Here is a 25,950-nt window from a genome sequence, read left to right as displayed (position 1 = left end):
TGTGCTACTGCTGCTTCATCGGATCTGCGATCAGGATCTCGCCGCCGGCGATTGCCTCTTTGGTCTGCTTAACCTTCGCAATCACGGCTGGGATCGTGGATATGACGCAGCCTGACTTGTCCACGTTCTGCTGGAGCGCCAGGACACCGACGCCGTCCTCTCGCAAACCAAAGGTCGCGTTGTGATCGAGCTGACCAGCAATCAGCTTTTCAATCGATTGGCCTATCACCGACTCAACGTTGAGCTCCATGCTGTCCAGAATAATTCCCGGCGCTTGCGGGCACTGATTGATGTCCGTACCGACCGCCAATGCACCGCCGCCCTTTGCGGCCTTGAAAACTCCCGCGTTTCCGCCCGCGGTAACAGCGAACAGACGGTCGACGCCATCATTCAGCAGAAAGCGTGTCTGCTGTTCCGCGCGCACCGGATCGCTGAACGGGTTGGCACCACCAACATATCGGGTCGCAGCTATTTCAATATCGGGACGTGCCGCCTTGGCGCCTTCGTAGGCGGCGTCTGACCAGCGGTGCAGGTAGGGAATGTCCATGGCAAGGACAGCACCGATCTTGCCTGTCTGCGAGGTCAACGCCATCTCGACGCCAGCAAGGTAGGCGCCCTCATAGGAGCGGAAACCGCTACACCAGACGTTTGGGTATTGATTTTTGGTACAGGATTCAATGATCAGGAACTTGGTCTGAGGATATCTCTCCGCGACCTCTCCGATGAGATCAGAAAATTCAAATCCGAGCATGACGACGATGTCCGCGCCATCGCGTGCCGCGGCCACTAGGTTCTGCTTGCGTGTGGTCGGGTCGCTCGCTTCGTAGGTCCTGGCCTGAGCACCAATTTTGGCCGCGGCGGCCTCGATGCCGGTCTTGCCCATTTTAAGGAAGTCATTGACCCCGATGGGATCCGGAGACACGTAAACGATGAGATTGCTGGGTTCGCACTGTGCTGGTGTGATCGGAGCTAGTCCTATCGTCAACGCCAGCACCAGTGGCCCATATCGACTCGTCATCATCTCGTCACCTTCTCTCGGAGTAAGCAGCCGACTTGAATGACTAGGGTGCGATCGCATGTAGCAGAAGGCATTTTGTTGCGACCACGTTGCTGCTGAAACAGCAGCAACGCGGCCGCTGACGGTGCCGGCCGGCTGACACGTGTTAGAGCTACGAGGTTAACGGGTGCGCAGTGTACAATTTTTGCGACTTTCGGATTCCTCGCCAGCGGGTTCCTTGACCAATGACCCGCCGAGATCGAAACCGAGCGCTATGAAGAAAAGTAAACGGGCGAAGACCGCTGCCTGACTAAGGGTGGATGCGTCAGTCCGCCGTTATCGGCGCTATCGCTGAAAGTGTGGGAGACTTCCGGAGCTTTTCCCCTACGGCCTCAGTCGGAGCGGCGCCCTCTTGCCACTCGGGGTGCTGCCAAAGTCGCAACACTGCGCGATCAAAGAAGCAATATCAGCGAGCACCCTGCGCAGCTAGATGTCGACGATTGCACGGCATCGGAATCATCAGAGAGGCGCAGGACGGCCAGATGGAGGACTACGACTTCATCGTCATAGGTGCGGGCTCGGCAGGATGTGTTTTAGCGAACCGGCTCTCTGCCAATCCGGACCATCGAGTGCTTGTCCTCGAAGCTGGCGGCCGCGACAACAACCCTGTTTTTCGGTTGCCCATGCTGATGGGAAAACTCATTTATCTAAAAACATACAACTGGGGTTATCTGACCGAGCCTCAAGATAAGTTGAACGGACGGCGAATCTACTGGCCGCGTGGCAAGGTCCTGGGCGGTAGCTCGACAATCAATGGCATGATCTACGTTCGGGGGAACTCCCATGACTACGACAGGTGGGCGCAGCTCGGCAATGAAGGCTGGAGCTATGCCGACGTGCTTCCTCTTTTCCGGCGTTCGGAGGGGCATCACGAACGTCGCAACGACTTCCATGCTCAGAATGGCCCATTGATCGTCACGCGGGGGATGGGTGAAAACGAGCTCTTCGATACATTCGTGCAAGCCGGCAGCCAGGCTGGTCATCCTGTTAACGACGACTTCAACGGCAGCGAGCAAGCAGGATTTGGTCGCTATGATTTCAACATACGGTTTGGCAGGCGTTGGAGTTCTGCTCACGCATTCCTGCATCCGGCGAGGGTTCGGCCGAATGTGACTATCGCGACGGGAGCAAGCGCCAACCGTATCGTGGTTCACAATTGCCAGGCCATCGGGGTTGAATACGAGCATCACGGGCGCGTCATCACAGCCCGGGCAAGGCAGGAAATCGTGCTCGCCGCCGGTGCGGTCAACTCGCCGCAAATTCTAATGCTCTCGGGGATCGGCGATCCGGCCGAATTGGGTAGGCACGGGATATCGGTCGTGCATTCGCTCCCAGGCGTAGGCAAGAACCTTCAAGACCATGTCGATGTCCGCGTGGACTATGAATGCCGGCGTCCAGTTTCCCTCTATCGGCACCTGCGCGTTGATCGCTTTGCCTTGGCGCTATTGAAGGGTGTCTTCGGACGAGGTGTGATCTCAACTTTCCCATACGAAGGCGGCGCCTTCATCAAGTCCGATCCAAATCTTTTGGCGCCAGACATCCAGATACACTTCATGCCTGCTTTGCATAGTTCGACCGCTGGACTCCACTGGTTGGAACGACGAAACGGGCAACCCAAGCACGGATTCACGTTCATCGTCGGGCCCGTCAATCCCGCCAGCCGCGGCTACATAGCCCTTCGTTCTCGCAATCCGCGTGATTCGGTCGCAATTCACGCAAACTATCTCACTAACCGCTCCGACATCGACGCACTGATCAAGGGTATCGCGCTTGTGCGCGAAGTGGTCGCACAAAAGGCATTCGACGATTACCGTGGGCGCGAGTTGGGGCCAGGGCCAGGCCGCACGTCTGAGGAAAGCCTGCGAGAATGGATCAAAGACGCCGCCAATACGACCCTTCACCCTGTTGGTACATGCAAGATGGGTGACGATAGAGCTGCGGTTGTTGACGCCAGGCTACGCGTTCACGGCATAGCCAGATTGCGTGTGGCCGACGCCTCCATCATGCCCATCATCACAAGCGGAAATACCAATGCCCCTTCGATCATGATTGGAGAAAAAGCATCGGAAATGATTCTCGTGGACAGTAAGCGGAATGTCTAGGCGCCGTCGGGATCTGGCTCGATCCGTCGACGGCAGCGTGGGCCGGGTCGGGCGATTCTGGGACTGTAGCCAAACGCGCGAACGAGATCGGTTGTCGGAGAGCGCTGGGATCAACGAACGAAATATTTTATCAGCATGCGTAGGTATCCGACATGACGTTGAAACCCGGGTAATATTGGCGCGCCTCCTTCGCGAGGTGGTTCCGACAATTGGGGTAGGCAGTGAGTGCGCGAACGGGCGGATCAGACGTGATCAGCCGTGCTGAGCGGCGAGTAGCTTTGACGCGCGACAAGACACGCGGTTCTGTTCGTCCCACGCGTCAAGCTCGGTGATCGGGTAGAGCACAGCTTTTCCGATCTTCACGAAGCTTGGTCCGACTCTCATCGAACGCCAGTTTCTTAGTGTGCCGACAGAGATTTCGCCACGGTAGCGCTCTGCGACCTCGTCGGGGGTTAGAAACTTGACAGTATCCATGAGCGACTCCCTTCGCTGAAGGACAAAGCGCCCGCGGCTCCTGCTTTGTGGCGGTGCGCGACGAACGGAGGTTGCCGGGTTCGCGTCGCCAGTTGGCCCGGCGACGAATGGCCAGTCACCTTCGTTCATGAATGAGAAGCACAGCTTCCAGTGTTTGTGGAAGTCGTCGCCGGACGCTGTCGTAGAGATGGATACTCACGGCCGCAAATCGGTCGGAACAAAAGCTGGATGGATGTGGAGAAAATGGCGACAAGGTGCAGTAGCAAGGAGCTGGAAAATAGTCCGTTAATGAAGGCAATTGATACAATAACAATATTTAGATTGATCTAAGCAACGTATTCGACCAATGCTCTAGGCGCCTTCCCGGAATGGGCAACAGGGATGAAGCGCGTATTCATATTATCCGTAATTGTTGCAATGCTTGCGGGCCTTGTGACCGGGCTGATAGCCCACGCTGTTTTAGATGCGGACGAGTCGGCGCGTTTTGCTGCCGTGCTTAATCAGGTCACTGGGATCTTCCTTCGCCTAATCAAAATGATCATTGGACCGTTGCTGTTGACGACGCTGATTAGCGGAATCGGCCACATCGACGACGTTTCAACGGTTGGCCGGATTGGCGCCAAGGCGCTGATCTGGTTTGTAAGTATCTCGTTCCTGGCGCTGATCATCGGGATCGCCGCAGTCAATGTCCTACAACCGGGCCTCGGCGCAACGGTTGCGGTGACTGCGAAGACGGTGGCAGGAGCGGGCGTCGGCCAAGCGCCCGACCTCGCAAGCTTTCTGCAGCACCTGATCCCGACTTCAATCTTTGACGCTCTGTCACGAAACGAGACGCTCCAGGTCGTGCTGTTTTCGATCTTCGCCGGCACCGCTGTTTCCGCCGTCGGCGAAAAGTCGCGACAACTGCTCAGCATCATCGAACAGGGGGCGGCCGTCATGTTCAAGATCACAAACTATGTGATGATGCTCGCGCCCGTGGCGATTTTTGCGGCGATCGCCGGTACTCTCTCAACGCAAGGGGGCAGTATCCTTATCACCTACGGCAAGCTGGTCACCGATTTCTATCTGGCACTGCTGATACTGATCGCCTGCATGGTGGCGATCGCCTCCATACCGCTCGGCCGCGACATCCTAGCTGTCTTGAAGGTAATTCGCTCGCCTGCGCTCGTTGCCTTCTCCACGTCAACATCGGAGGCTGCATACCCACTGCTGCTCGAAGCCCTTGAAACGATCGGGTTCGATCGGAAGATTGTAAGCTTCGTGCTGCCGCTGGGCTATTCCTTCAATATGGTTGGAGGAACCATGTATTGTGCGTTCGCGAGTATGTTTATCGCACAGGCTTACGGTATCACGATCTCCATCGATCAGCAGATCTTGATGTTGCTGCTCCTCATGTTGACTTCCAAGGGAATCGCGGGCGTGCCGCGAGCCGCGCTGGTCGTGGTGGCCGGCACATTGCCCTACTTTAATCTGCCAGAAAGCGGCCTCCTCCTGATCGTGGCAGTCGACCACCTGATGGACATGGGCCGCAGCGCAGTCAATGTCATCGGCAACGGGCTGGCTTCCGCTGTAGTCGCCAGATGGGAGCTTACGCGGCCTACGCCATCGCCGATAACCGTGAAGCCGGGCTTTTCGTCCAGTCCGCCCTAGGCGAGACCTCGCGCAAATCGTGCCCATGCGTTTCAATGACTGGGTTGGCTCATCCGACGTCCTGGCGATCTGGTCTGAAAAGGGCCAGATCGCGCAACGTCGCAAGCGCTCCTGAAAGCTCGCGGATGGACGGTGACGCCAGTGCAAGACGAACGGCGTTCGGCGCGTGGCCGGCGCCGACAGCGAATGCATCAATGCCAACAGTCGAGACCCCTCGCTTGAACGCGGCGGCGACATACTCGTCCGCGCGCCAGGTATCCGGAAGCGCCAGAACGAGATGATAGGCGCGCGGATCGCCCACGATCTCAAGCCCCGCGAGCGTCGTGCGAGCTAGCCTCTGTCGTGCAGCCGCATCGTCGCGCTTTTTGCCTTGAAGGCGCTGCGCGCTTCCGTCTGACATTAGCTGGAGTGCAGCAGAAAGGGCAAAGCCGCCCGCAGTCCACGCCCCCGATCGTAGCGCTGCTTCGATCTTCTCTTGATACCTGGGCGCAGCGACAATCATTCCCAAGGTAAGGCCAGGAGCAATGCGCTTAGATAGACTGTCGACGAGAATGACTTGATCCGGAGCCAGCGCGGCAAGCGGGGGGTCGTCGACGAGAAAGGAATAGATCGCGTCCTCGATGGCTGGCAGATCGTGGTCACGAAGAAACGATGCGATCTTGTTACGCCTTTCCAATCCCATGCCTACGCCGAGCGGGTTGTGCAGATAGGTCTGCAAATATACGGCCTTGAGCGGGGTCGCGCGATGAATTGCGGCGAGCTTAGAAGGGACGATGCCTTCGTTGTCCATCTCAATCGGCACGAGTTCAAGCTTGAGGCGCTCGGCTATTCCGAGCACGACGGGATATGTGAGCGCCTCAACACCAATTCGGGATCCGGCAGGCAGCAGCGCGTTCAAACTCGCTGCGATGGCTTGACGACCATTACCAGTCACCAGGATCTGGTCGCCCAGCGGCTGCCAGCCTCCGCGCTTGAGAAAACCGGCGACCGTCTCGCGTACGTGGCTCGCCGCCTTCGCACCGATCGGACGGAGAGCGCCCGCCAGATTGTTAGGAAGGAGTGTTTGTTCCAGTGCGCGCCCGAGGTCTTGTACTTGGCTCTCCAGAATGGGAAAATTCAATTCTAGATCGACCGGACCTGTTGCGGGATCGACTAGTGCAATATTGGCGCGTGGTGGTGCGCCGGACCGGACAAATGTTCCACGGCCGACCTCGCCAGTAATCAGGCCCTTGCGGATCAGCGTCATATAAACCCGGCTCGCAGTCGCTGGCGCAATGCCGCGCTGAAACGCGAATTCTCGCTGCGGCAGCAGCCTTTGGCCAGGTCGGAGTCTCCCCGCTTCGATATCAGCGGCGAGTTCATCCGCGATGAGTTTGTATTCAGCCTTGGGCATTGCTCCACTCCTGCAGATCAAATTGCACTGATATCAATATAATGATTGCACTGCATATCGGTGCAATTCAATATGCCGCTATGATCAGATTGCATCAATCACTTTTGGAGCTGCCAGATGCCAAACGCCATGCTTAATGGAATTGATATCGCCTATGACGACATCGGTATGGGTGGCGATGTTGTGATCCTCGTCCACGGTCATCCGTTCGACCGGTCGATGTGGGAACCCCAGCACCGCATTTTCATGGAGGCAGGCTGGCGTGCGATTGCCCCCGACCTTCGCGGCTACGGCGATACTAGTGTGACGCCTGGGAAAACGCTGCTGGGCCAGTTCGCCCAGGATATCGTTGCGCTTGCCGACCATCTCGGTGTGACGAAATTTGTCATCGTAGGCCTTTCGATGGGAGGGCAAATCGCGATGGAGGTGTGCCGCAGCTTTCCCGAACGGATCCGTGGTCTGGTACTGATAGCGACGTTTCCGCAAGCGGAGTCCGGGCAGGGCAAGGTCAATCGAAATGCGATGGCTGACCGGCTATTGCGGGAAGGCCTCGCGCCTTACGCTCACGAAGTTCTTCCGAAGATGGTGGCTCCGCGCAACATCGCTGCGCTTCCCGAGGTCGGTCGAAAAGTCTTGGAAATGATGTGCAACGCTCCTCCGGATGGAGCGGCCGCAGCCTTGCGGGGGCGGGCGGAGCGCCCTGAATACTCCCGCGTTCTGGCCCATCTTGAAGTTCCTGCGCTGGTTGTCGTCGGTGATGAGGATGCATTCACCACGCGTGCCGACGCGGACCTTATGCACGCGCTCATCGAAGGCTCGCAGCTTCTCTGGATGACGGGGATCGGGCATATGCCCAACCTCGAAGGTGAGAAGGAGTTTAACGCGACGTTTGCTGCGTTCCTCAAGTCGGTCTTCGTGCGGTCCCGGGAGATGGCGTGATGACCAGCATTTCACCAAGCAATCCGGCGTGCATTTTCGTGACAGGCGCGAGCGCGGGATTCGGGACCGCGATCGCACGACAATTCGTGGCATCGGGAGCTCGCGTCATCGGAACCGCGCGTCGGCTCGACCGACTGACGAGGCTGGCAGATGAGCTTGGTCGCGACAGGTTCCTGCCGCTCGAGCTTGACGTCCGGGATCGCAACGCGGCCGAGCGCCTGGTCGCAAAACTGCCTGCCGAATTCTCCGAGGTCGATTGCCTTATCAATAATGCCGGTCTGGCACTCGGGTTACGTCCGGCTCACCAGGCTGATCTCAACGACTGGGATGCAATGCTGGACACTAATTGTCGCGGGCTCGTGTATACGACTCGCGCGCTTCTGCCCGGCATGGTCGGCCGCAAGCGAGGACATATCGTCAATCTTGGATCGGTCGCCGGCACCTACCCATATCCGGGCGGAAACGTGTATGGGGCTACCAAAGCCTTCGTGCATCAATTCAGCCTCAACTTGCGAAGCGACTTGCACTCAACTGGCGTCCGGGTTTCTGTCATCGAGCCTGGCATGTGTGGCGGAACCGAATTCTCCGAGGTTCGCTTCGGTGGCGACAAGAACAAGGCTGCGTCAGTCTACGCCGGAATGACGCCGCTCAGCCCGGACGACATTGCAAGTTCTGTACTCTGGGTCACGGCACAACCAGCGCACGTGAACGTCAATACAATCGAGTTAATGCCGGTAAGTCAAAGCTTTGCGGCTTTTGCGGTTCATCGGGGGGCAGCTTAGTAGCCCGCGTTGGCGATAAAGGTCGGCGTCATCTCATGGCGAATACAGGTGCGAAAACCGACCAGCCCGGCGAGAAGCGAGCATCGCGACGCTCCTCGCAGGCTTCCAGTCAAGTGCTGGTTGGGCTGTGCGATTTATTCAAGATCGGCATCGGACCGTCGTCATCGCATACGATGGGGCCGATGACAGCTGCGGCGCGTTTCATCACGGGGCTGGGTCCAACCCTGGGGGATGTCCGGCGTCTCCAGGCGACGGCGTTTGGCTCGCTGGCATGGACGGGAAAGGGGCACGCGACCGATCGTGCGATCATCCTGGGGCTTGCCGGCCAGTTGCCGGAGACTGTTACCCCGGAACGGGCGGACCTGTTATTGAAGGCTATCGACGAGGCAGGCGCGATTGCGCCGCCCGAGGGACTACCGATCCCGTTCGACGCGAGGCGTGATATTGTCTTCGACAAGTCCAGGCGCTTCTCCCGGCATCCTAATGCGATGCTGTTTGAAGCATTCGACCACGCCGCCAGCCGGCTGGTGTCGGAACTCTGGTACTCCGTCGGTGGAGGGTTCGTAGAACTCGACGGTGCTATCATATCAACGACGCCAAAAATTGTCCTGCCCTTTGATGTGTCTCATGCAAGTGAGCTCCTGGCGCTTTGCCGATCCCGCAAGTGTTCGATTGTCGACGTCGCGGCGGCCAATGAAGACGCGCGACGACCGCGGGCGATGACCTATAAGGCCATCGATGATGTCGCGAGCGCGATGTTTGAATGCATTGAGCGCGGGCTCGCCGCCGAAGGCGAGCTCCCAGGCGGATTGCGCGTCCAGCGCAGGGCGCGCGCATTGTTTGCGAAACTCTCGCGCGGCAGCGAGGAAAAGGGCGCAGCGTCGAACGCAGCAATTCATTTCCTTCCGGCCTTCGCGATGGCCGTCAACGAGGAAAACGCCGCGGGGCACCGCATAGTAACTGCCCCGACGAACGGAGCCGCTGGTGTCGTGCCAGCAGTTCTTCGATATTACCGCGACTTCTGTGCAGGATCCGACCAGGGGGGTATTCGACGTTTCTTTCTGGCAGCCACGATCGTTGGCGCGATCATCAAACTCAATGCCTCGATTTCAGGTGCGGAGGTGGGTTGTCAGGGAGAAGTCGGCTCCGCTGCTGCGATGGCTGCCGCGGGGCTTGTTGCAGCCCTGGGCGGCTCAAACGAACAGGCCGAAAATGCAGCAGAGATTGCGATTGAACATCACCTGGGCATGACATGTGATCCTGTGGGAGGGCTCGTTCAGATTCCCTGCATTGAGAGAAATGCATTTGGCGCCGTTAAGGCAGTCGCAGCTGCAATGCTGGCGATGCAGGAAACCGAATCTCATCGGGTCTCGCTCGACCAGGCGATCGAGACGATGCGGCAAACCGGAGCCGACATGAATTCCAAATATCGGGAGACTTCGCGCGGCGGGCTCGCGGCTAACGTTCCCGAATGCTGACGCCGTGGCAGACAGGCCGATTGTCACATTGACGTTTGCATCGACTGTATCAGCGGCGATCCGGCCGACCATATTCGAGGCGCGATTAGTCGCGAAGACCACGGATGGATAGGAACTCTGAGCCAACTGAGAGGCGAGAGAGCGACACTCATCCTTCAACCAACCCTTCTCTGCTCGCCGGTCTCGCTGCGAATCTCGATTTTCGCTCGATATGGCATTCGATCGTGGCGGCGGAGCAGCTGAGCTTTCATCGGGCAGCTGTCGTCCTCGGCGTCAACCAGTCCGTGGTTAGCCGCAAAATCAGGGGATTAGAAGACCAACTCGGCGTATCGTTATTCGAACGCCACCACGCGGGCGTCCGACTTACACGGGCCGGCACGGAATTCATTTGCCAGGCCCGAGCCTCACTGAACGATCTCGATTATGCCATGAAGTCTGCGCGAAACGCTGGCATTGGCTCTCGAGGAAGCTTACGGATCGGTTTCCTCTGCTCGTTGGCGTCAGGTTTTCTTCGTGAGCTTGTCACAGAGTTCGCACGCGCCCACGAAGCCGTGGCAATCGAGTTGAGTTATGGAGCTAGGCCAGACCACCTTCGACAAATACGGGACCGAAGGATAGATATTGCATTTTTCACCGGAATGCCGGAGCTCGTGGATTGCGAAGCCGAAGTGTGGTGGCACGAGAGAGTATTTTGTGTCCTACCTGCCAAGCATCCACTTGCGCTCGCCCATGCCGTTGATTGGTCAGACATTCGCGCCGAACGCTTTATTGTAAGCCGTGACGAGCCGGGTCCGGATATTCACGATTATCTGATAAAGCGATTGGCAAGACTCGGTGTTCATCCGAACGTAAGGCGCTTGTGTGTTTGCAGAGAAAGTCTGATCCATCTGGTGGGCATGGGCTTTGGCGCCACCCTGACAACTGAGTCGACCACAGCTACCCCATTTCGCGACGTTGCTTTTAGGCCGATCGTAGGGCAGGGCGACATGCTGCCATGTGTTGGGGTCTGGTCGCCTAGCAATGACAATCCCGCGCTGCGTCGTTTCGTGAGCCTGGCCCGGATCTTGAAGAGAGCGAGGACCGACGCGCCTTCAGGGCAACGCCGCGAGCCATCGCGCGCGATATGAGATAATGGCGGCCACTCCACGCGACGTTTCTGTTGCGGACCGCTTGTAATCTCCGAGAGAGGAACGACTTGCCGCGGCAGGTCACGACAATCTCTGCGTCTTCTTTGCGTGACGCGCCCTTGCGAAACCTCGATCGGCGGCCATGAAGCGCTGGATCATTAGGGAGATTAGCTTCACGGGATCGGAGACAGGTCTGCCTGTCTCCTGGGCAAGGACTTCGGCGTAGGCGAGGAGCTCGCGATGGACTGCTGCCGGCAATTCCAACGTCACCTTGACCGGTTTGTCGTCTTCAAGTGCTCCAATCCTAAGCTTCGCCATCGATCATCTCCCATACGGTTCGAGGACGAGGTCGCGGGTGACGATCACGCGGACTGGAAAGCCAGGCCGGATGGTCAGGGTCGGCGCGACGTTCAACTGCCGGCGGATGATTTCCTGGCCGGCGTCGTTGATCGTGTCCTGGCCACCGTTACGGATCGCGCGCAGCAATCGATCGTCGTCATCGATCGCGAGTTCGGCGCCGACGCTGAGGAGTGTGGAGAGGCCGGCCGCCTTGGCGAGGTCCCACCAATGGTAGTCGGCACCATCCTCGAGGCCGGCATATCCCGCCGCGTCCGCCCCCGGCTGGCGCTCTAGGACGATTGAGTGGCCGTTCGGCATGATCAGACGATTCCACACCAAGAGCACTCGACGTTGGCCGAACTGCACGGCGTTGTCGTACTGGCCGATGATCCGAGTGCCCTGGGGCACGAGCAGTAGCCGGCCGGTCGGACTGTCGTAGATGTTCTCGGTCACTTGCGCCGTGATCTGGCCGGGAAGGTCGGAGCGAATGCCGGTGATCAACGCCGCGGGGATCACGGCGCCGGCTTGCAGGACGTAGGGCGAGGCCGGCGGCATCACGCGATCCGGCGCGACGGTACGGCGATCGGCGGCGGCGTTGAGGAAGGCGAGTTGCCGATCCTGCGCGCGCTCTTGTGCCGTCGGCATGTTGAACTGGCCGGGAAGCCCGAGGCCGGCCAGGTTTGCGTTCGTGGCACCGCCGCCAGGTACGGGGGCAGCGGGGATTGCCCGCGCTTCGGTCTGAAAGAAGACACGGCTCGTACGTGCGGCTTCCTGTTCGGCGAGACGACGCTGCTCCGCGGCGTCCACGGTCGGCTGGATGGTCGGAGGAACGACTGGTTGGCCACGTTTCTGGGCGTCGAGAATGGGGCGTCCGAGATCGCCAGGTAGGGGCGGACCTAGGCGCGGGCCGATATAGTCGCGTGGCAGGCCCGCAAGGCCATCGGCTGTGGGCCGGTTCGTGGTGGAATAGAGCTCCTCATTCCGGGGGCCGGCGTTGCGGGTTTGCAGCGCGTAGATGAGAGCGCCGCCAAGGCCAATCGACGCTAGCAAGCCGATCCCCGCCAGGGCTCTGCGGGACAGCCGGGTGACGCGAGGCGGATCGCCCCGCAGTCGCATAGGCGCTGCGGAATCGCGCGGGCCTTGTTCCGTGTCGGGGCGGCCAAGGTTGTCAGACTCGGTCATTACGATGGCCTCCCGTCGCTGCGCGAGATCCTGACCGTTTGTTGGCGATCACCGCTGCCGAGGCGAAGCTCGGCGGCGCCGAAGAGGCGATCGACGATCAGGATGTTCTGGTAGATGCGGCTATTCGCGATCTGAAGCTCGCCTTCCGAGCCGATGACGAACAGAGGCGGCATCTCGCCCTGGACGATGCCGCCCGGGAATTCGATGTAGACGCGCCTTCCGTCGTCGTAGACGGCGATCGGGCGCCACGGCGGATTGTCGCCGCTCAATGCGTAGCGGTAGTTACGCGCCGCGGCGGCGGGGATGACCGGCGTCGCCGGGATACCCTGACGCGAACCAGGACGTTGCGGATAGGCCCATGCCACGGCCGGCATGTACGGATTGGCGCCGGCGCGCAGCTCGAGCATGTAGATGCGGCGGTCGGTGGTGATGACCAGGTTGGTCGTGATGTCGGCACGAGTCGGCTTCACGAGCACGTGTACGCGGCGCGTAAACCCCGATCCGCTCTCGGTGTCGCCGATGATCCACCGCGCGGTGTCGCCCGCGGCGATCGGCCCGGCGCCCGTCAGGCTCTCTCCAGGCTCAAGCGCGATGTCGGTGATCTGTCCCGGGGACGTGTAGACTTGATAGAGCGCGCCTTCCGACCAGGGATAAATCTGGATGGCGTTGTAATAGCCCTCGCGACGCGGCTCGACGCGCGCGGCGGCGTTCGCATTCGTCACGCGAGCCGATGGTGAATTGGCGGCTGTGCCGCCGTGACTGGGTAACCAGGCCGGCGGAATATGAAGCGGCCGCGGGCGTTCGTCGACGATTGCCGCCGGGACGGCGGGCAATGGCGGGACATCGGAATCGTAGCTGATCTGCGGCGGCCTCTGCATGGCGCATGCGCTCAGCAGCGTGGCCGTCAGCAGCGCCGCAGGGATTGCGGATTTACGGAGAGCCGGCTTTGCGGCTCGGACGTTCTCTCGATTCATTTACCCCAGCTCCCGCGACCAATTGATCGCATTGACGTAGATGCCCAGCGGATTGGCGCGCAGCCGCTCCGCGTCTCGCGGCAGTTGCACCACGATCGTGAGGATCGCGGTCCATCGTTCGGTCGATGCGAGCTGGCCGTTGTCGTAGCGCCGCTCGGTCCAGGCCACGCGAAAGCTGTCGGGGGACGCTCGAATGACGCTCGAGATGTCCACCGCGACCTGTTGCTTCCAGATCTTGGTGAACGGGTCGTTGGCGCGCGCGTAGTCGTTGAGAGCCGCGGCGCCGCGGTCAGTCGTGAAGTCGTAGGCGCGAAGCCAGTTCTGCCGAACCACGATCGGATCGGCCGGGATCGAGCGGACCTGCTCGATAAATCGTGCGAGATGGAAGGCGACTTGCGGGTCGGTCGGCCGATAATCGGCTACCGCGGGCGCCACCGCCTGGGCCTGGCCGAGATTATCGACCTGCACGACCCACGGCACGACCGTGCCGCGCGCCGATTGCCAGACGAGTGCGCCGGCAAAAGCGGCCGACAGGGCCAGCGAGCCGAAAGCCATCAGCCGCCAGTTCTTCGCCTGCACGCGTGCCGAGCCGATGCGTTCGTCCCAGACCTGTGCGGCGCGCTGATACGGCGTCTCGGGCTCGGGGGTCTTGCCGTAATGGGTGGAAGGTCGCTTGAACATCATTGGTCTCGCTGGGAAAGGTTGACGGAGCTGCCGCCGCGATGGCTGTCGCCGGCGCGGATTGCGTGCGCGGTGGCCATGACGCCGTGATTGAGCTGCTGCGAGCGCTTCATGCGGCGGGCCCAGCCGGGTGGTTCCTGCGTCCCAGCGCTCGTGGCCGCAGCGGGGTCACCGCCGCCGATCGTGCCCATCGTTGAGGAGCCTCCGGTCGCCTCGAACGCGGCCCGGCCGCCCGCGGAAAAGCTCTCTTTCATACTGTCGGCAGCACGGCCTGCAGCGCGGCGGAGTGGCGAGGCGGCTGCGCCGCCGGCAGCTCGCGCGACGCCGCCAAGACCGAAGGCGGCGCCGGCCGCGCCGGATTGTCCGGCAGCGCCCAGGCTGTAAGCCGTGACTGCGCCGCCAGCGAGCGTGGCCCCTCCGCGCGCTGCGGCGGCGGTGCCTGAGATCGCGGCCGCGCCACCGCGCAAGGCAAGTCCGCCGGCTGCACCTGCCGCGACCATTGCACCGCCAGCAGCGAGTCCTGTGCCGACTGCCGCGCCGGCGCTGAGCTGCGGGCCGCCGCTGACCAGGCCATTGGCGATTCCGGGACCGAAGATCCCGAGGCCAAGGAGTGAGAGCGCGGCCAGGACGATCGCCATTGCATCGTCGATGGTCGGGCTGGCGCCGCCGAATCCGGTCGTGAATTCGGAGAACAGCGTTGAGCCGATACCGATGGTGACGGCGAGCACCAACACCTTGATGCCGGAGCTGATCACGTTGCCGAGAACGCGTTCGGCCATGAACGCGCTCTGTCCGAACAGCCCGAACGGAATGAGGACGAAACCCGCCAACGTCGACAATTTGAATTCGATCAACGTGACGAAGAGTTGGATCGCTAGGATGAAGAACGCAAATAGGACGAGCGCCCAGGCGAGAAAGATGCATGCGATCTGGATGAAGTTCTCGAAGAACGACCAATAGCCCATCAGCCCACTGATCGAGTCGAGCAACGGCCGACCGGCATCGAGGCCGGTCTGCGCGACCTTGCCTGGGCGCAAGAGATCGGCGGTCGAGAAGCCCGTCCCGCTGGCCTTCAGGCCCAGGCCGGCGAAGGACTCGAAGACGATCCGCGCGAGGTTGTTCCAGTTGCCGATGAGGTAGGCGAACACGCCAACGAACAGGGTCTTCTTGACCAGCCGGGCGAGGATGTCGTCGTCGGCGCCCCAACTCCAGAAGAGAGCGGCGAGCGTGACGTCTATCACGATCAGCGTCGTCGCGACGAACGCAACTTCCCCGCCGAGTAGTCCGAAACCGCTGTCGATATAGCGGGTGAAGACTTCGAGGAAATGGTCGATGACGCCGGTGCCGCCCATGACGCTACTCGCCGCTCGGCGCGGCGCCTTCGCCGCGGGTCTCGCTTGTGGGCCGGCTCGCACCCGACGGGCTCGTCGAAGGTTTCGTTCGACGCATCAGGAATCGCCGGCGGCTTTCCGCCCAGGCACGGAGGCACGCCGGATCGCGAGGTCCCGCCTCGCCGAGGCTCTGGCATCGGAACAACTCGTCTTGCAGCGGGTCGGACGCACGCACCTGCTCTTGCCGCGCTGGTGTGACTTCGGACCGCTCTTCCTTCCGGGTAAGCTCGATGACCGTTGCGGTGATCGCCGCGGCGACGAACGCGATCGCTCCGATCCGGGCCAGGGTCTTGGCGTCCACGGGGCCGCCCTCAGTTGCCGCTGCTCGAGAACATGCGGGCATTGCCGGGCTGATAGCCGGACCCGGGAGCCAGGAAACGCCGGCGCTGTTCCCGCCCTTGCTCGGCTGCGGCTGCGCGCTCGGCGTCGGCCAGGGCGCGTGCGCGCCCATCGGCCGCGACCACGGCGGTCAGGTCAGCGAGCTGCTGCGCCTGGAGCGCGAGGATCTGATTGCCGGCTTGCGTCGCCTGCAGCGCGCCCGTGGCGCCCTGGCTCTGCCCGACCAGAGCCGACATCTCCATGCGGTTCGTGTCGATGTTGCCGACCACACCGGCCTGGACGCGCATCGCGTCCTGAAGGCCGCCGACGGTGTTCTGCCAACGCGTGCGTGCATCTGCGACGAGCTGCTGATCCGATGCCGAGAGCGAGGCGCTGCCGTAGGTGGTCTGGAAGGCGCGATCGATCTGCTGGACGTCGAAAGCGATGTTCTGTGCCTGGCGGAGGAGTTGCTGCGTGCGCTGAACGGACTGTTGAAGGCGCTGCAATGACGAATACGGCAGGCTCGCGAGATTGCGGGCCTGATTCATCAGCATCTGCGATTCATTCTGGAGTGAGGTGATCTGGTTATTGATCTGTTCCAGAGCGCGCGCCGCTTGCAGCACGTTCTGCACGTAGTTGGTCGGGTCGTAGACGATCCACTGCGCTGCGGCCGGCGCGACCAGGACCGGCGAAAACGAAAGCGGAAGCGAAAGAGCGGTGGCGGCAAGAAGTGCCGCGCGCGAACGACGGACAATCATGGTGAAGTCTCCAGGTTGGTGAGGTTTGGGATGAGCTCGGCGGCCCATTCGACGCCGCGCAGGCACAGCCATGCCGGGAGGAAATCCTCACGGCCATGTTCGGCGACGATGCGCTCGATGGCGGTCTGGTCGGTCTTGGAGGATGCGGCGCACAAAGCGAGCGCGACATCGGAGAGGCCGAGTTCGAAGAGCCTGTTGCCGCGTCGCGATTGGCAGTAGTAGTCGCGCTTCGGCATCGCGCGCGCGAGGATTTCGATCTGGCGATCGTTCAAGCCGAACCTGCGATAGATCGCGGTGATCTGCGGCTCGATCGCTCGCTCGTTCGGGAGCAGCAATCGCGTCGGGCAGCTCTCGATGATGGCCGGCGCGGTTGGCGAATTGTCGATGTCCGAGAGCGACTGCGTGGCGAAGACGACGCTGGCGTTCTTTTTCCGGAGCGTCTTCAGCCATTCTCTGAGCTTGCCGGCGAAGCCTTCATCGTCGAGTGCGAGCCAGCCTTCGTCGACGATGAGCAAGGTGGGCCGCCCGTCGAGGCGATCCTCGATGCGATGAAACAGATAGGCGAGCACGGCAGGCGCGGCGCTGGTCCCGATGAGGCCTTCAGTCTCGAAGGCCTGGACCGATGCTTCGCCTAGATGCTCGTGCTCGGCGTCGAGCAGCCGGCCATAGGCCCCGCCGACGCAGAATGGCCGGAGCGCCTGCTTGAGATCGTGCGACTGCAGGAGCACCGCGAGGCCGGTGATCGTGCGCTCGACCACAGGGGCGCTCGCGAGCGACGTCAGTGCGGTCCAGAGATGCTCCTTGACTTCGGGGGTGATCACCACACCCTCGCGCATCAGGATCGCGACGATCCAATCGGCGGCCCAGGCGCGTTCGGGGACATGGTGGATGCCGGCGAGCGGTTGCAGCGAGACGCTCTCGGCGGACCCTTCCGTGAGGCCGCCGCCAAGATCGTGCCAGTCGCCGCCCATCGCCAGCGCTGCGGCCCGAATGCTGCCACCGAAGTCGAAGGCGAAGATTTGCGAGCCGGAATAGCGCCGGAACTGAAGGGCCATCAGCGCCAGCAGCACCGACTTGCCGGCGCCGGTCGGGCCGACGACGAGCGTGTGGCCGACGTCGCCAACATGCAACGAAAACCGGAACGGGGTGGACCCTTCGGTCTTGCCGAACAGCAAGGGGGGCGCACCAAAGTGCTCATCCCGTTCCGGCCCCGCCCACACCGCCGAGAGCGGGATCATGTGGGCGAGATTGAGCGTCGAAATCGGCGGCTGCCGCACGTTGCCGTAGACATGTCCCGGCAGCGAGCCGAGCCAGGCGTCCACCGCATTGATCGTCTCGGGTATCGCTGTGAAGTCGCGGCCCTGGATGACTTTCTCGACGAGCCGCAGCTTTTCGGCGGCGATACGCGGGTCGCTGTCCCAGACCGTTACCGACGCAGTGACATAGGCCTCGCCGGCGTAGTCGGCGCCGAGTTCCTGGAGCGCAAGATCGGCGTCGGCCGCCTTGTTGGCCGCGTCTGTATCCAGGAGCGTCGACGCCTCGTTCGTCATCACCTCCTTCAATATGACCGCAATCGACTTGCGTTTGGCGAACCACTGCCGGCGGATCTTGGTCACCAGCTTGGTCGCGTCGGTCTTGTCGAGCAGGATGGCGCGGGTGCTCCACCGATAGGTGAAGGGGAGCCGATTGAGATCGTCGAGGATTCCCGGCGTCGTGGCGCTCGGAAAGCCGACGATGGTGAGGACGCGGAGATGCGTGTCGCCGAGCCGCGGCTCGAGGCCTCCCGTGAGCGACTGATCGGCCAGCAGCGCGTCCAGATACATGGGCGTCTCGGGGACGCGCACGTGATGGCGCTTGATCGAAATGCACGAATGCAGGTACGTCAGCGTTTCGCCGTCATCGAGCCAGGCGCATTCGGGCATGAACGCTTCAATGAGCTGCAGCACGCGATCGGTGCGATCGACGAAGCCGCGTAGGACTTCATACGGATCGACGCTTCGATTGGCCTTGCCCTCGTAAAGCCAGTTCTCGGCGCGGGCGGCGTCTTCGGCCGGCGGCAGATAACTGAAGGTGAGGAAGTAGCTCGACTCGAAATGCGCGCTCGCTTCCTCAAAGTCAGCCTTGCGCTCCGCGTCGACTAGGGCCGACGCCGCGTCGGGAAAGCGGTCTGATGGATAGGCGCCCACGCCGTGGCGCTGCGCCTCCACGAAGATCGCCCACCCAGAGCCCAATCGGCGAAAGGCGTTGTTGAGGCGACCGGCAACCGCAACGAGCTCGGCCTGCACGGCGGAGTCGAGGTCGGGTCCGCGAAAGCGTGCCGTGCGCTGGAGGCTGCCATCCTTGTTGAGGACGACGCCCTCTCCGACGAGCGCTGCCCAGGGCAGGAAATCGGCGAGGCGCGAGGAGGTGCGGCGATATTCTGCGAGGTTCATCATCTCGGCCGCCTCACACGCCCATGAAGCCGGGAACGCGCAGATGCCGGCGCGTCACCTCGACGAACATCGGGTCGCGCTTCGCCGCCCAGACGGCCACAAAATGGCCGACCGCCCACAAGCCGAGGCCGAGGAGCCAGAGGCGCAGGCCGAGCCCGAGCGCGGCCGCGAGCGTGCCGTTGAGGATAGCGATCGAACGCGGCGCACCGCCGAGGAGGATGTGTTCGGTCAGCGCCCGATGCACCGGCACCGAGAAGCCGGGCACTTCGGCGCCGTCGATGACACCCGTGGTCATACCAGCGCTCCGCCGCCGAAGCTGAAGAAGCTCAAGAAGAAGGAACTCGCGGCGAACGCGATGGACAGGCCGAACACGATCTGCACCAGCCTGCGGAAGCCGCCGCTGGTGTCGCCAAAGGCGAGCGTCAAGCCGGTGACGATGATGATGATCACGGCAATGACCTTCGCCACCGGGCCTTCGATCGATTGCAGGATCTGCTGAAGCGGTTGTTCCCAGGGCATTGACGAGCCGCTGGCATAGGCTGGCGCAGCGTAGAGAAACCCCGCCGCGGTCAGGCCAATGGTGCCGATCCGATCAAGAACCGAGCCGGCGAAAAGGCGTTGCTTGAATGATGGCTGTCGAGCCGCGGTCATGCGTGATCTCCTGCTGTGCCTGGTGTTGCGGGGGTGATGCTGTAGTCGCCGCCGGGTCCGAGGCCCTCGACGCGGGCGAGCTCGGCGAGACGGCGGGCAGCGCCGCGCCCACTCAGCACGGCGACGAGATCGATAGTCTCGGCGATCAGCGCGCGCGGGACCGTGACAACGGCCTCCTGGATGAGCTGCTCGAGACGGCGGAGCGCACCGATCGCGGTGCCGGCGTGTATCGTCCCGATCCCGCCGGGATGTCCGGTGCCCCAAGCTTTCAGAAGGTCCAGCGCCTCGGCGCCGCGCACCTCGCCGATGGGAATGCGGTCGGGCCGCAGGCGCAGAGAAGATCGCACCAGATCGGACAGCGTGGCGACGCCGTCCTTGGTGCGCATCGCGACAAGATTCGGCGCCGCGCATTGAAGCTCGCGCGTGTCCTCGATGAGAACGACGCGATCGGCGGACTTCGACACCTCTGCGAGGAGCGCATTAGTGAGCGTGGTCTTGCCGGTGCTCGTTCCCCCGGCGACGAGAATGTTGCGGCGATCGGTGACCGCACGGCGAAGTGTCTCCGCCTGGTCGCCCGTCATGATTGCGGCGGCCACATAGTCCTGAAGCGTGAACACGGCGACCGCCGGCTTCCGGATCGCGAACGCTGGGGCGGCCACCACCGGCGGCAGCAGGCCCTCGAAACGCTCTCCCGTTCCGGGCAGCTCCGCCGACACACGCGGGCTTCCGGTGTGAACCTCGACACCGACATGATGGGCGACCAGCCGAACGATGCGCTCGCCGTCGGCAGGCGACAAGTGCTCACCCGTGTCGGCCAGACCTTCCGAGAGTCGGTCAATCCAGAGCCGCCCATCGGGATTGAGCATCACCTCGACGATCGAAGGGTCTTCCAGGAAGCCGGCAATGGCCGGGCCGAGGGCCGTGCGCAGCATGCGTGTGCCGCGAAGGAACGCTTCGGATTGTTGGAATGACACCGCCACTTCGTCCCCGTTCTGTGTGGGACCGCTTCAAAGCGACCCTCGATTGGGGATGAGTAGAAGAGCCAGAAAATTGGGCGGCGCAACAACCCTGATAAGGTCGTCGTAGTGTGGCGTAGAAATACAGGAAAACGGCGAAGTCGCTAACGACTTGCGAGCTGCGTGATCGCGCCGATTCGTTACACGGCTCGGTTGGAACGTCGCCGGAGAGTTCTTGCTGGAGCCTTGTGCACCCTAAAAGACGCCCCTGGATGGCTGCGATGACCGGCTATCGCAGTCGGCTACTACACGTGCGTCCGAGCCAATCGCGTCCCCACCCTTGAATCGGCTGATAGGCGCGCCACACTTGGTTAGCCCACTGATTGACACAGTCCGCATAGTCGTCGGCGTCCGATGCATTTAGGACATCGGCTATCGTGTAGCTACCTCTTGTCTCGGGAAGCATCGGCTTGACCAGAGAGGGATTCCCATTGAGCGACTTTTGTAACGCTCGATAGGCGTCTTGCTCGCCGTTCATCTCGATGGCGACGCAAAGCCCCGCCAAATGCGCCATGAGCGATTTCGCCGACACGCAGTATTGCTGAGGATGCTGGAGGCAATAGCAATCAACGACCAGTCGATGAAGACGAGCGTAGCGATAGTCATTCATCTCTAGGCTCGCACGAGAATCAAACAGGCGTTGACAGGCCTCGCGACCTCCCTCGATCTCAAGGCCGCATCCATCACATCTTTCCTTCATAACCGCTCTCCAATCCATCTCGAAATCGGCACCACTATAAACACGTCCTTTTCCTCTATGGACCAACATTTCGGGACAACTTCGGGAGAAACTTGGATCGGCATCAACGAAGCGAGAACCGCAAAAGGCATTCGAGGTCCGGAGGGGCACACTAAGCGGAGCAACCGACCCCGGGCCAGTAACATCCGAATGCTACCGGTCGGACGACCATCGCCAGATCCCTAGGTCGAGCGATGTGTGCCTAACCCTCTGTGGGGACCTGATCCACGCCCGGAGCAAGACCCACATCGTCTGATATCTCCCGCCAGAGCTTTGGACCTTTGGCGAGTCGCCGACCGAGCGCCGCGACGAAGTCATCGTAACGCTCGCTGGCCTGTGCGCGTGCGGCCGCCTGCGCAGGCTCGGGCAGCGGCGGGTTGGTGGTCAGCCAGAAGCGGACAAAGACCGCGAGCGTCTCCACCGCGATGCCAAGGTCACGCTCCAGGCGCGCGGTGCGTCGGTCGAGCTGATCAAGCCGTTTGGTGAGCGCCGCCTCCTGGCGCTCCGCTGCGTCGGGAGACAGGAATGACGCGATAGCCGCCTCGGCAATGAGAGAGCGGGGTTGCGCACGCAGCGCGGCGTATTCGGCGAGCGCCTTGGTCACGCCCGGCTCAAGATAGACGGAAAGCCGTCGCTTCTTGTTCGCATTCGCCATGGCGTACTAAAGCTCCATGCCATCGTCGGGATCGAGCGACACCTGACGCGCTACGGCTTGCACGATACGGTTCATGCGGCTCAGCCGCGCGGCATCGTCCGGCTCGTCGTCGTTCGGATCGATCTCGAATTCGTTGTCGATCGGCGGCTTCCTCTCGATTGGTGCTGCGCGTTCGAGCTCCGGTTGGCGTCGCTTCTCGGAGCCGGTCGTGTCCTCATCGTCCGTATCGCTCACGGGCGGTGCGACCTCCTGCAGAGGTCGTGGCGGCAGGGGCCGGCCGGCCCAGTCATTCGACCGCTCGTCATCCACTTTCGTCAGGACCGGCGGCGCCAAGACGCGCGCCTGAAATCTCTGGTCTTCGAAATAGCGCGCCTTCTTCGCGCGCACGGGCGGCGTTCCCGCGACCATCACGATCTCATCGGCCGGCGGAAGTTGCATAATTTCGCCGGGCGTAAGCAGCGGCCGGGCCGTCTCGGAGCGCGACACCATAAGGTGCCCGAGCCAGGGGCTCAGCCGGTGACCCGCGTAGTTGCGCATCGCGCGTAGCTCCGTCGCGGTGCCGAGCGCATCGCTGACCCGCTTGGCGGTTCTTTCGTCGTTGGTGGCGAACGAAACCCTGACGTGGCAATTGTCCAGGATTGAGTTGTTGGGTCCGTAGGCCTTCTCGATCTGGTTGAGACTTTGCGCGATCAGGAACGCCTTCAACCCATATCCAGCCATAAACGCCAGCGCGCTCTCGAAAAAGTCGAGACGGCCAAGCGCAGGAAACTCGTCGAGCATGAGAAGCAGGCGGTGGCGGCGTGACTTCGCATGGAGATCTTCGGTCAGGCGGCGTCCGATCTGGTTGAGGATCAGGCGGATCAGAGGCTTGGTGCGCGCGATGTCCGACGGCGGCACGACGAGATAAAGCGTTGTCGGCTGCGCTCCTCCGGCGATGTCGGTGATGCGCCACTCGCAGCGGCGTGTGACGGCGGCGACGACAGGATCGCGATAGAGACCTAGAAACGACATGGCCGTGCTCAGGACGCCGCTGCGTTCGTTGTCCGACTTGTTGAGCAGCTCCCGCGCCGCGCTCGCGATGACCGGATGCGGTCCGGCCTCGCCGAGATGCGGGGTCTTCATCATCGCGGCGAGCGTCGATTCAATCGGGCGGCGGGGATCGGAAAGGAAGGACGCGACTCCTGCCAGCGTCTTGTCCTCCTCCGCGTAGAGCACGTGGAGGATGGCGCCGACGAGCAGCGCATGCGAGGTCTTCTCCCAATGGTTCCTCTTGTCCAACGAGCCCTCCGGATCGACCAGTATGTCCGCGATGTTCTGGACGTCCCTGACCTCCCACTCGCCGCGCCGGACCTCGAGCAGCGGGTTGTAAGCGGAAGACTTGGCGTTGGTCGGATCGAACAGTAAGACCCTGCCATGCTTCAAACGGAAGCCGGACGTGAGCTGCCAGTTCTCTCCCTTGATGTCGTGAACGATTGCCGAGCCCGGCCAAGTCAGCAGCGATGGAATGACTAAGCCGACACCCTTGCCGCTCCTGGTCGGCGCGAAGCAAAGGACGTGCTCGGGTCCATCGTGCCGCAGGTAGTCGCGGCCGAGCTTGCCGAGCACCACGCCGTCAGGACCGAGAAGCCCCGCAGCCTCCACTTCGTCTGGCCGGGCCCACCGCGCTGAGCCGTAGGTGTCGACGTTCTTGGTTTCGCGCGCCCGCCACACCGACATGCCGATCGCGACTGCGATTGCGACAAAACCACCCGACGCCGCGATGTAGGCGCCCTCGACGAAGATCGCAGGCGCATAGGCGTCGTAGAAGAACCACCAGGCGTAGAACGCTGGCGGATAGTAGACCGGCCAGCCGAAGGCCACGAACCATGGCTCGCCGAGCTGCGCCTGGAAGCCCAATCGCCAAGCGGTCAACTCGGTCGCGCCCCACGTCGTGGCGAGGATGATCAGCGCGACGACGAGAATCTGACCCCAGAGAATCTTGGTTGCGGACATCACACGACCCTCCTGTCCGATTGCGTCGTCACAGGCCGATCCCCCGCTTGCGGCCGAAGCTCCAATCGATCCTGCCGTCGCCGCGCGCGACGCCGGCGACGTGTCGTCCAAGATGCTGCTCGAGGGACGGCGACCACGGCACGAGCTGGAAGCCAAGGCCGTCGTTGAGCATGGCGAACCGGCCGGAGGCGAGATCGAAGCGGCGGCGATAGGTGCCGGCAACGTATTCGCCGGTGCCAGCCTTGACCGCCGCTTGGCCGGTCTCGATCGTCAGACGTTCGCGCAGGGCGTCGAGCTCGCGACTCCTCAGTGCCTCGATCAGGTTGCGGCTGAAGCTGACACCACGGCTTTGCCGCTCGGCAAAGCCTTGGCCGATGAGATGCTCCGCGCGGCGGTTAAGCGCGTCACGGACCTCGGCGCCGAAGCCACCGCCGCCGAGTGGGACCGGTTCGCTTGCGATGGCCTGGCGGTCGAGCCAGGTGGCCCCGTTGGCCGTGATCTGCTGCTCGAGGGGAAGGTCCGATCGTACAGCAAGCGCGACGCGCCGCTGGCCCTGGGCGTCGTCGAACCGGCGCAGCTCTACGATCGAGCCCGACGCAGAATCCCCAGCCGCGTTGAGATCGGCGAGCTTAATGTGGTGGGTGCGGCCATCGACGCCATCGACGATCGCAAAGGCGCTGCCCTTGAGCTCGTCGTCGAGCCCACGCGCCAGCAAGCGTCCGACGATCGGTTCGTCCAGGCTTTCACCGGCCAGCACGTAGCTCGCCGCGCCGCGTTCGATGCCGCGCTCGGCGAGGCCGTGATGTATGCGCTTGATGATGTCGCCGCGCTCGCCGAGCTCCCGCAAACTCTTCTCGGCCGTCTCGGAAACCACCCATTGGCCCGGTCCAATCTGATCGGCGAGACCGAGTGTCTCCAGCTTGCGCAGGCGGCCGACCTTCAGCGCATGGAATTCGTCGGGCTGGCGGTCGGCGCGCGGCGCGAGGTCGATGACGCCCGTGCGGTATGCATCGCGCTTGAGCTGGCGGTCGAAGTTCGTCCAGCGCTCGGCGTTGATCTGGCGCTCCAGGGTGGTGCGGATGTCGTGGTCGGTGCGCGGGCCAAGCTCCTGGGTGATCAGGTCGCGCGCGCGGTCGCGCATGCCCTCCTTGATGTAATCGCGTGAGATCACGAGGTTCTCGCCGTCGTCGCGAACGCCGCGGACGATCAGGTGGACGTGCGGGTGCTCGGTGTTCCAGTGATCGACGGCGACCCAGTCGAGCCTGGTCCCGAGATCCTTCTCCATTTGGCCGATCAGGTCGCGCGTGAACTGCTTGAGGTCGGCGATCTCGATCGCGTCATCCGGTGACACGATGAAGCGGAAGTGATGGCGGTCGTCGGCACAGCGGTCGGCGAAGTCCTTCGGGTTGGCTTCGACGGTGCCGGGACCGAAGAGCTGGGCCTTCTCCCCGTCCCGGGTGACGCCCTCGCGCCGCAGGTAGCCGAGATGCGTAGCGAGCGGTGCGCCGCGCGCACTGTGGCGGACGACACGCGCCTTCACCACGGCGCCCCGCGAGCGCGACGTAATGAGGCGGATCGCCTGCACCGAGGCGCGCTGGCCGCGGCCGAAGCGGGAGCGATGGCCGGGGCCGATCGTCCCCTTGTGGGAGATGGAGCCGCCAGCTCGCTGGGCGGCGGCGAGCGCCTGCGCGATGAAGGGTCGCGCTCGCTGCGCGCGGGTGGAGCGGATGCGGCCGGGCCGGATGCGGAAGTCGTCCTCGGCGCTCATGGCCGCGGTCCCGCACATCGCGCCAAGCGACGGAATTCATTGAGAAAGCGCC

General features: G+C 62.4%; 24 protein-coding genes. 6 read left to right on the top strand and 18 right to left on the bottom strand.

The features are described 5' to 3' along the window. Nucleotides 1–4 precede the first annotated feature (4 nt). Nucleotides 5–1,021, bottom strand: coding sequence for a BMP family ABC transporter substrate-binding protein (locus RBH77_RS16580; protein WP_311028685.1), 1,017 nt, complete (start codon nt 1,019–1,021; stop codon nt 5–7). Nucleotides 1,022–1,539: 518 nt separating this feature from the next. Between RBH77_RS16580 and RBH77_RS16575 the strand changes: the two genes are divergently transcribed. Beyond that, nucleotides 1,540–3,159 (top strand): GMC family oxidoreductase, encoded by a 1,620-nt coding sequence (locus RBH77_RS16575; RefSeq protein WP_311028684.1) that lies wholly within the window; start codon nt 1,540–1,542, stop codon nt 3,157–3,159. Between the two features lie 252 nt (nt 3,160–3,411). Here the strand turns inward: RBH77_RS16575 and RBH77_RS16570 are convergent, their stop codons facing one another. Next, nucleotides 3,412–3,633, bottom strand: coding sequence for a helix-turn-helix domain-containing protein (locus RBH77_RS16570; protein WP_311028683.1), 222 nt, complete (start codon nt 3,631–3,633; stop codon nt 3,412–3,414). Between the two features lie 381 nt (nt 3,634–4,014). Here RBH77_RS16570 and RBH77_RS16565 point away from each other — a divergent pair, with 381 nt between their 5' ends. Then, nucleotides 4,015–5,283, top strand: coding sequence for a dicarboxylate/amino acid:cation symporter (locus RBH77_RS16565; protein WP_311028682.1), 1,269 nt, complete (start codon nt 4,015–4,017; stop codon nt 5,281–5,283). 49 nt (nt 5,284–5,332) lie between these two features. Here RBH77_RS16565 and RBH77_RS16560 read toward each other — a convergent pair whose 3' ends face one another. Then, nucleotides 5,333–6,676 carry an aminotransferase-like domain-containing protein gene (locus RBH77_RS16560; RefSeq protein WP_311028681.1) on the bottom strand — a complete coding sequence of 448 codons (1,344 nt, stop codon included), beginning with the start codon at nt 6,674–6,676 and terminating at the stop codon, nt 5,333–5,335. Nucleotides 6,677–6,793: 117 nt separating this feature from the next. On the opposite strand from RBH77_RS16560, the gene RBH77_RS16555 reads away from it, so the two are divergent. From RBH77_RS16555 to RBH77_RS16540, 4 genes are all read left to right on the top strand, one after another. Continuing rightward, nucleotides 6,794–7,615, top strand: coding sequence for an alpha/beta fold hydrolase (locus RBH77_RS16555; protein WP_311028680.1), 822 nt, complete (start codon nt 6,794–6,796; stop codon nt 7,613–7,615). After that, the gene (locus RBH77_RS16550; protein ID WP_311028679.1) at nt 7,615–8,397 is read left to right on the top strand and encodes an SDR family oxidoreductase; all 783 of its coding nucleotides are present in this window, start codon (nt 7,615–7,617) and stop codon (nt 8,395–8,397) included. The genes RBH77_RS16555 and RBH77_RS16550 overlap by 1 nt, the downstream gene beginning before the upstream one ends. A gap of 35 nt (nt 8,398–8,432) precedes the next feature. Further along, nucleotides 8,433–9,875: an L-serine ammonia-lyase gene (locus tag RBH77_RS16545; RefSeq protein WP_371832792.1), complete on the top strand. Its 1,443-nt coding sequence runs from the start codon at nt 8,433–8,435 to the stop codon at nt 9,873–9,875. Between the two features lie 104 nt (nt 9,876–9,979). Continuing rightward, nucleotides 9,980–11,002, top strand: coding sequence for a LysR family transcriptional regulator (locus RBH77_RS16540; RefSeq protein WP_311028678.1), 1,023 nt, complete (start codon nt 9,980–9,982; stop codon nt 11,000–11,002). Between the two features lie 81 nt (nt 11,003–11,083). Here the strand turns inward: RBH77_RS16540 and RBH77_RS16535 are convergent, their stop codons facing one another. The 15 genes from RBH77_RS16535 to RBH77_RS16470 form a co-directional block, all read right to left on the bottom strand. Continuing rightward, on the bottom strand, nt 11,084–11,320 hold the full coding sequence (locus RBH77_RS16535; protein WP_311028677.1) for a DUF2274 domain-containing protein: 237 nt from the start codon (nt 11,318–11,320) through the stop codon (nt 11,084–11,086). Between the two features lie 3 nt (nt 11,321–11,323). Next, complete coding sequence (locus tag RBH77_RS16530) at nt 11,324–12,523, bottom strand: TraB/TrbI/VirB10 family type IV secretion system protein (protein ID WP_311028676.1); 1,200 nt, start codon at nt 12,521–12,523, stop codon at nt 11,324–11,326. Next, the gene (gene trbG / locus RBH77_RS16525; RefSeq protein WP_311028675.1) at nt 12,523–13,497 is read right to left on the bottom strand and encodes a P-type conjugative transfer protein TrbG; all 975 of its coding nucleotides are present in this window, start codon (nt 13,495–13,497) and stop codon (nt 12,523–12,525) included. Before trbG ends, RBH77_RS16530 begins: the two co-directional genes overlap by 1 nt. After that, nucleotides 13,498–14,178 (bottom strand): conjugal transfer protein TrbF, encoded by a 681-nt coding sequence (trbF, locus tag RBH77_RS16520; protein WP_311028674.1) that lies wholly within the window; start codon nt 14,176–14,178, stop codon nt 13,498–13,500. Next, complete coding sequence (gene trbL / locus RBH77_RS16515) at nt 14,178–15,530, bottom strand: P-type conjugative transfer protein TrbL (protein ID WP_311028673.1); 1,353 nt, start codon at nt 15,528–15,530, stop codon at nt 14,178–14,180. Before trbL ends, trbF begins: the two co-directional genes overlap by 1 nt. Before the next feature lie 4 nt (nt 15,531–15,534). After that, nucleotides 15,535–15,870 carry a putative entry exclusion protein TrbK-alt gene (gene trbK-alt, locus RBH77_RS16510; protein WP_311028672.1) on the bottom strand — a complete coding sequence of 112 codons (336 nt, stop codon included), beginning with the start codon at nt 15,868–15,870 and terminating at the stop codon, nt 15,535–15,537. Between the two features lie 10 nt (nt 15,871–15,880). Continuing rightward, on the bottom strand, nt 15,881–16,645 hold the full coding sequence (trbJ, locus tag RBH77_RS16505) for a P-type conjugative transfer protein TrbJ (RefSeq protein WP_311028671.1): 765 nt from the start codon (nt 16,643–16,645) through the stop codon (nt 15,881–15,883). After that, nucleotides 16,642–19,080 carry a conjugal transfer protein TrbE gene (trbE, locus tag RBH77_RS16500; protein ID WP_311028670.1) on the bottom strand — a complete coding sequence of 813 codons (2,439 nt, stop codon included), beginning with the start codon at nt 19,078–19,080 and terminating at the stop codon, nt 16,642–16,644. The genes trbJ and trbE overlap by 4 nt, the downstream gene beginning before the upstream one ends. A gap of 10 nt (nt 19,081–19,090) precedes the next feature. Then, nucleotides 19,091–19,372 carry a VirB3 family type IV secretion system protein gene (locus RBH77_RS16495; protein WP_311028669.1) on the bottom strand — a complete coding sequence of 94 codons (282 nt, stop codon included), beginning with the start codon at nt 19,370–19,372 and terminating at the stop codon, nt 19,091–19,093. Then, a complete protein-coding gene (locus RBH77_RS16490) occupies nt 19,369–19,728 on the bottom strand; it encodes a TrbC/VirB2 family type IV secretion system protein (protein WP_311028668.1) in 360 nt (119 codons plus the stop codon). Before RBH77_RS16490 ends, RBH77_RS16495 begins: the two co-directional genes overlap by 4 nt. Continuing rightward, on the bottom strand, nt 19,725–20,660 hold the full coding sequence (gene trbB / locus RBH77_RS16485) for a P-type conjugative transfer ATPase TrbB (RefSeq protein ID WP_371832791.1): 936 nt from the start codon (nt 20,658–20,660) through the stop codon (nt 19,725–19,727). Before trbB ends, RBH77_RS16490 begins: the two co-directional genes overlap by 4 nt. Before the next feature lie 313 nt (nt 20,661–20,973). Further along, nucleotides 20,974–21,444, bottom strand: a complete 471-nt coding sequence (locus RBH77_RS24010) for a DUF5946 family protein (protein WP_371832790.1) — start codon at nt 21,442–21,444, stop codon at nt 20,974–20,976. A gap of 241 nt (nt 21,445–21,685) precedes the next feature. Beyond that, complete coding sequence (locus RBH77_RS16480; protein WP_311028666.1) at nt 21,686–22,138, bottom strand: CopG family transcriptional regulator; 453 nt, start codon at nt 22,136–22,138, stop codon at nt 21,686–21,688. Between the two features lie 6 nt (nt 22,139–22,144). Further along, a complete protein-coding gene (locus RBH77_RS16475; protein ID WP_311028665.1) occupies nt 22,145–24,130 on the bottom strand; it encodes a conjugal transfer protein TraG in 1,986 nt (661 codons plus the stop codon). Between the two features lie 28 nt (nt 24,131–24,158). Beyond that, nucleotides 24,159–25,898 (bottom strand): relaxase/mobilization nuclease domain-containing protein, encoded by a 1,740-nt coding sequence (locus RBH77_RS16470; protein WP_311028664.1) that lies wholly within the window; start codon nt 25,896–25,898, stop codon nt 24,159–24,161. Between the last annotated feature and the right edge of the window lie 52 nt (nt 25,899–25,950).

It is taken from the genome of Mesorhizobium koreense (assembly GCF_031656215.1).
GTDB lineage: Bacteria > Pseudomonadota > Alphaproteobacteria > Rhizobiales > Rhizobiaceae > Mesorhizobium_L > Mesorhizobium_L koreense.
This window is presented reverse-complemented; position numbering and strand designations above follow the sequence as displayed.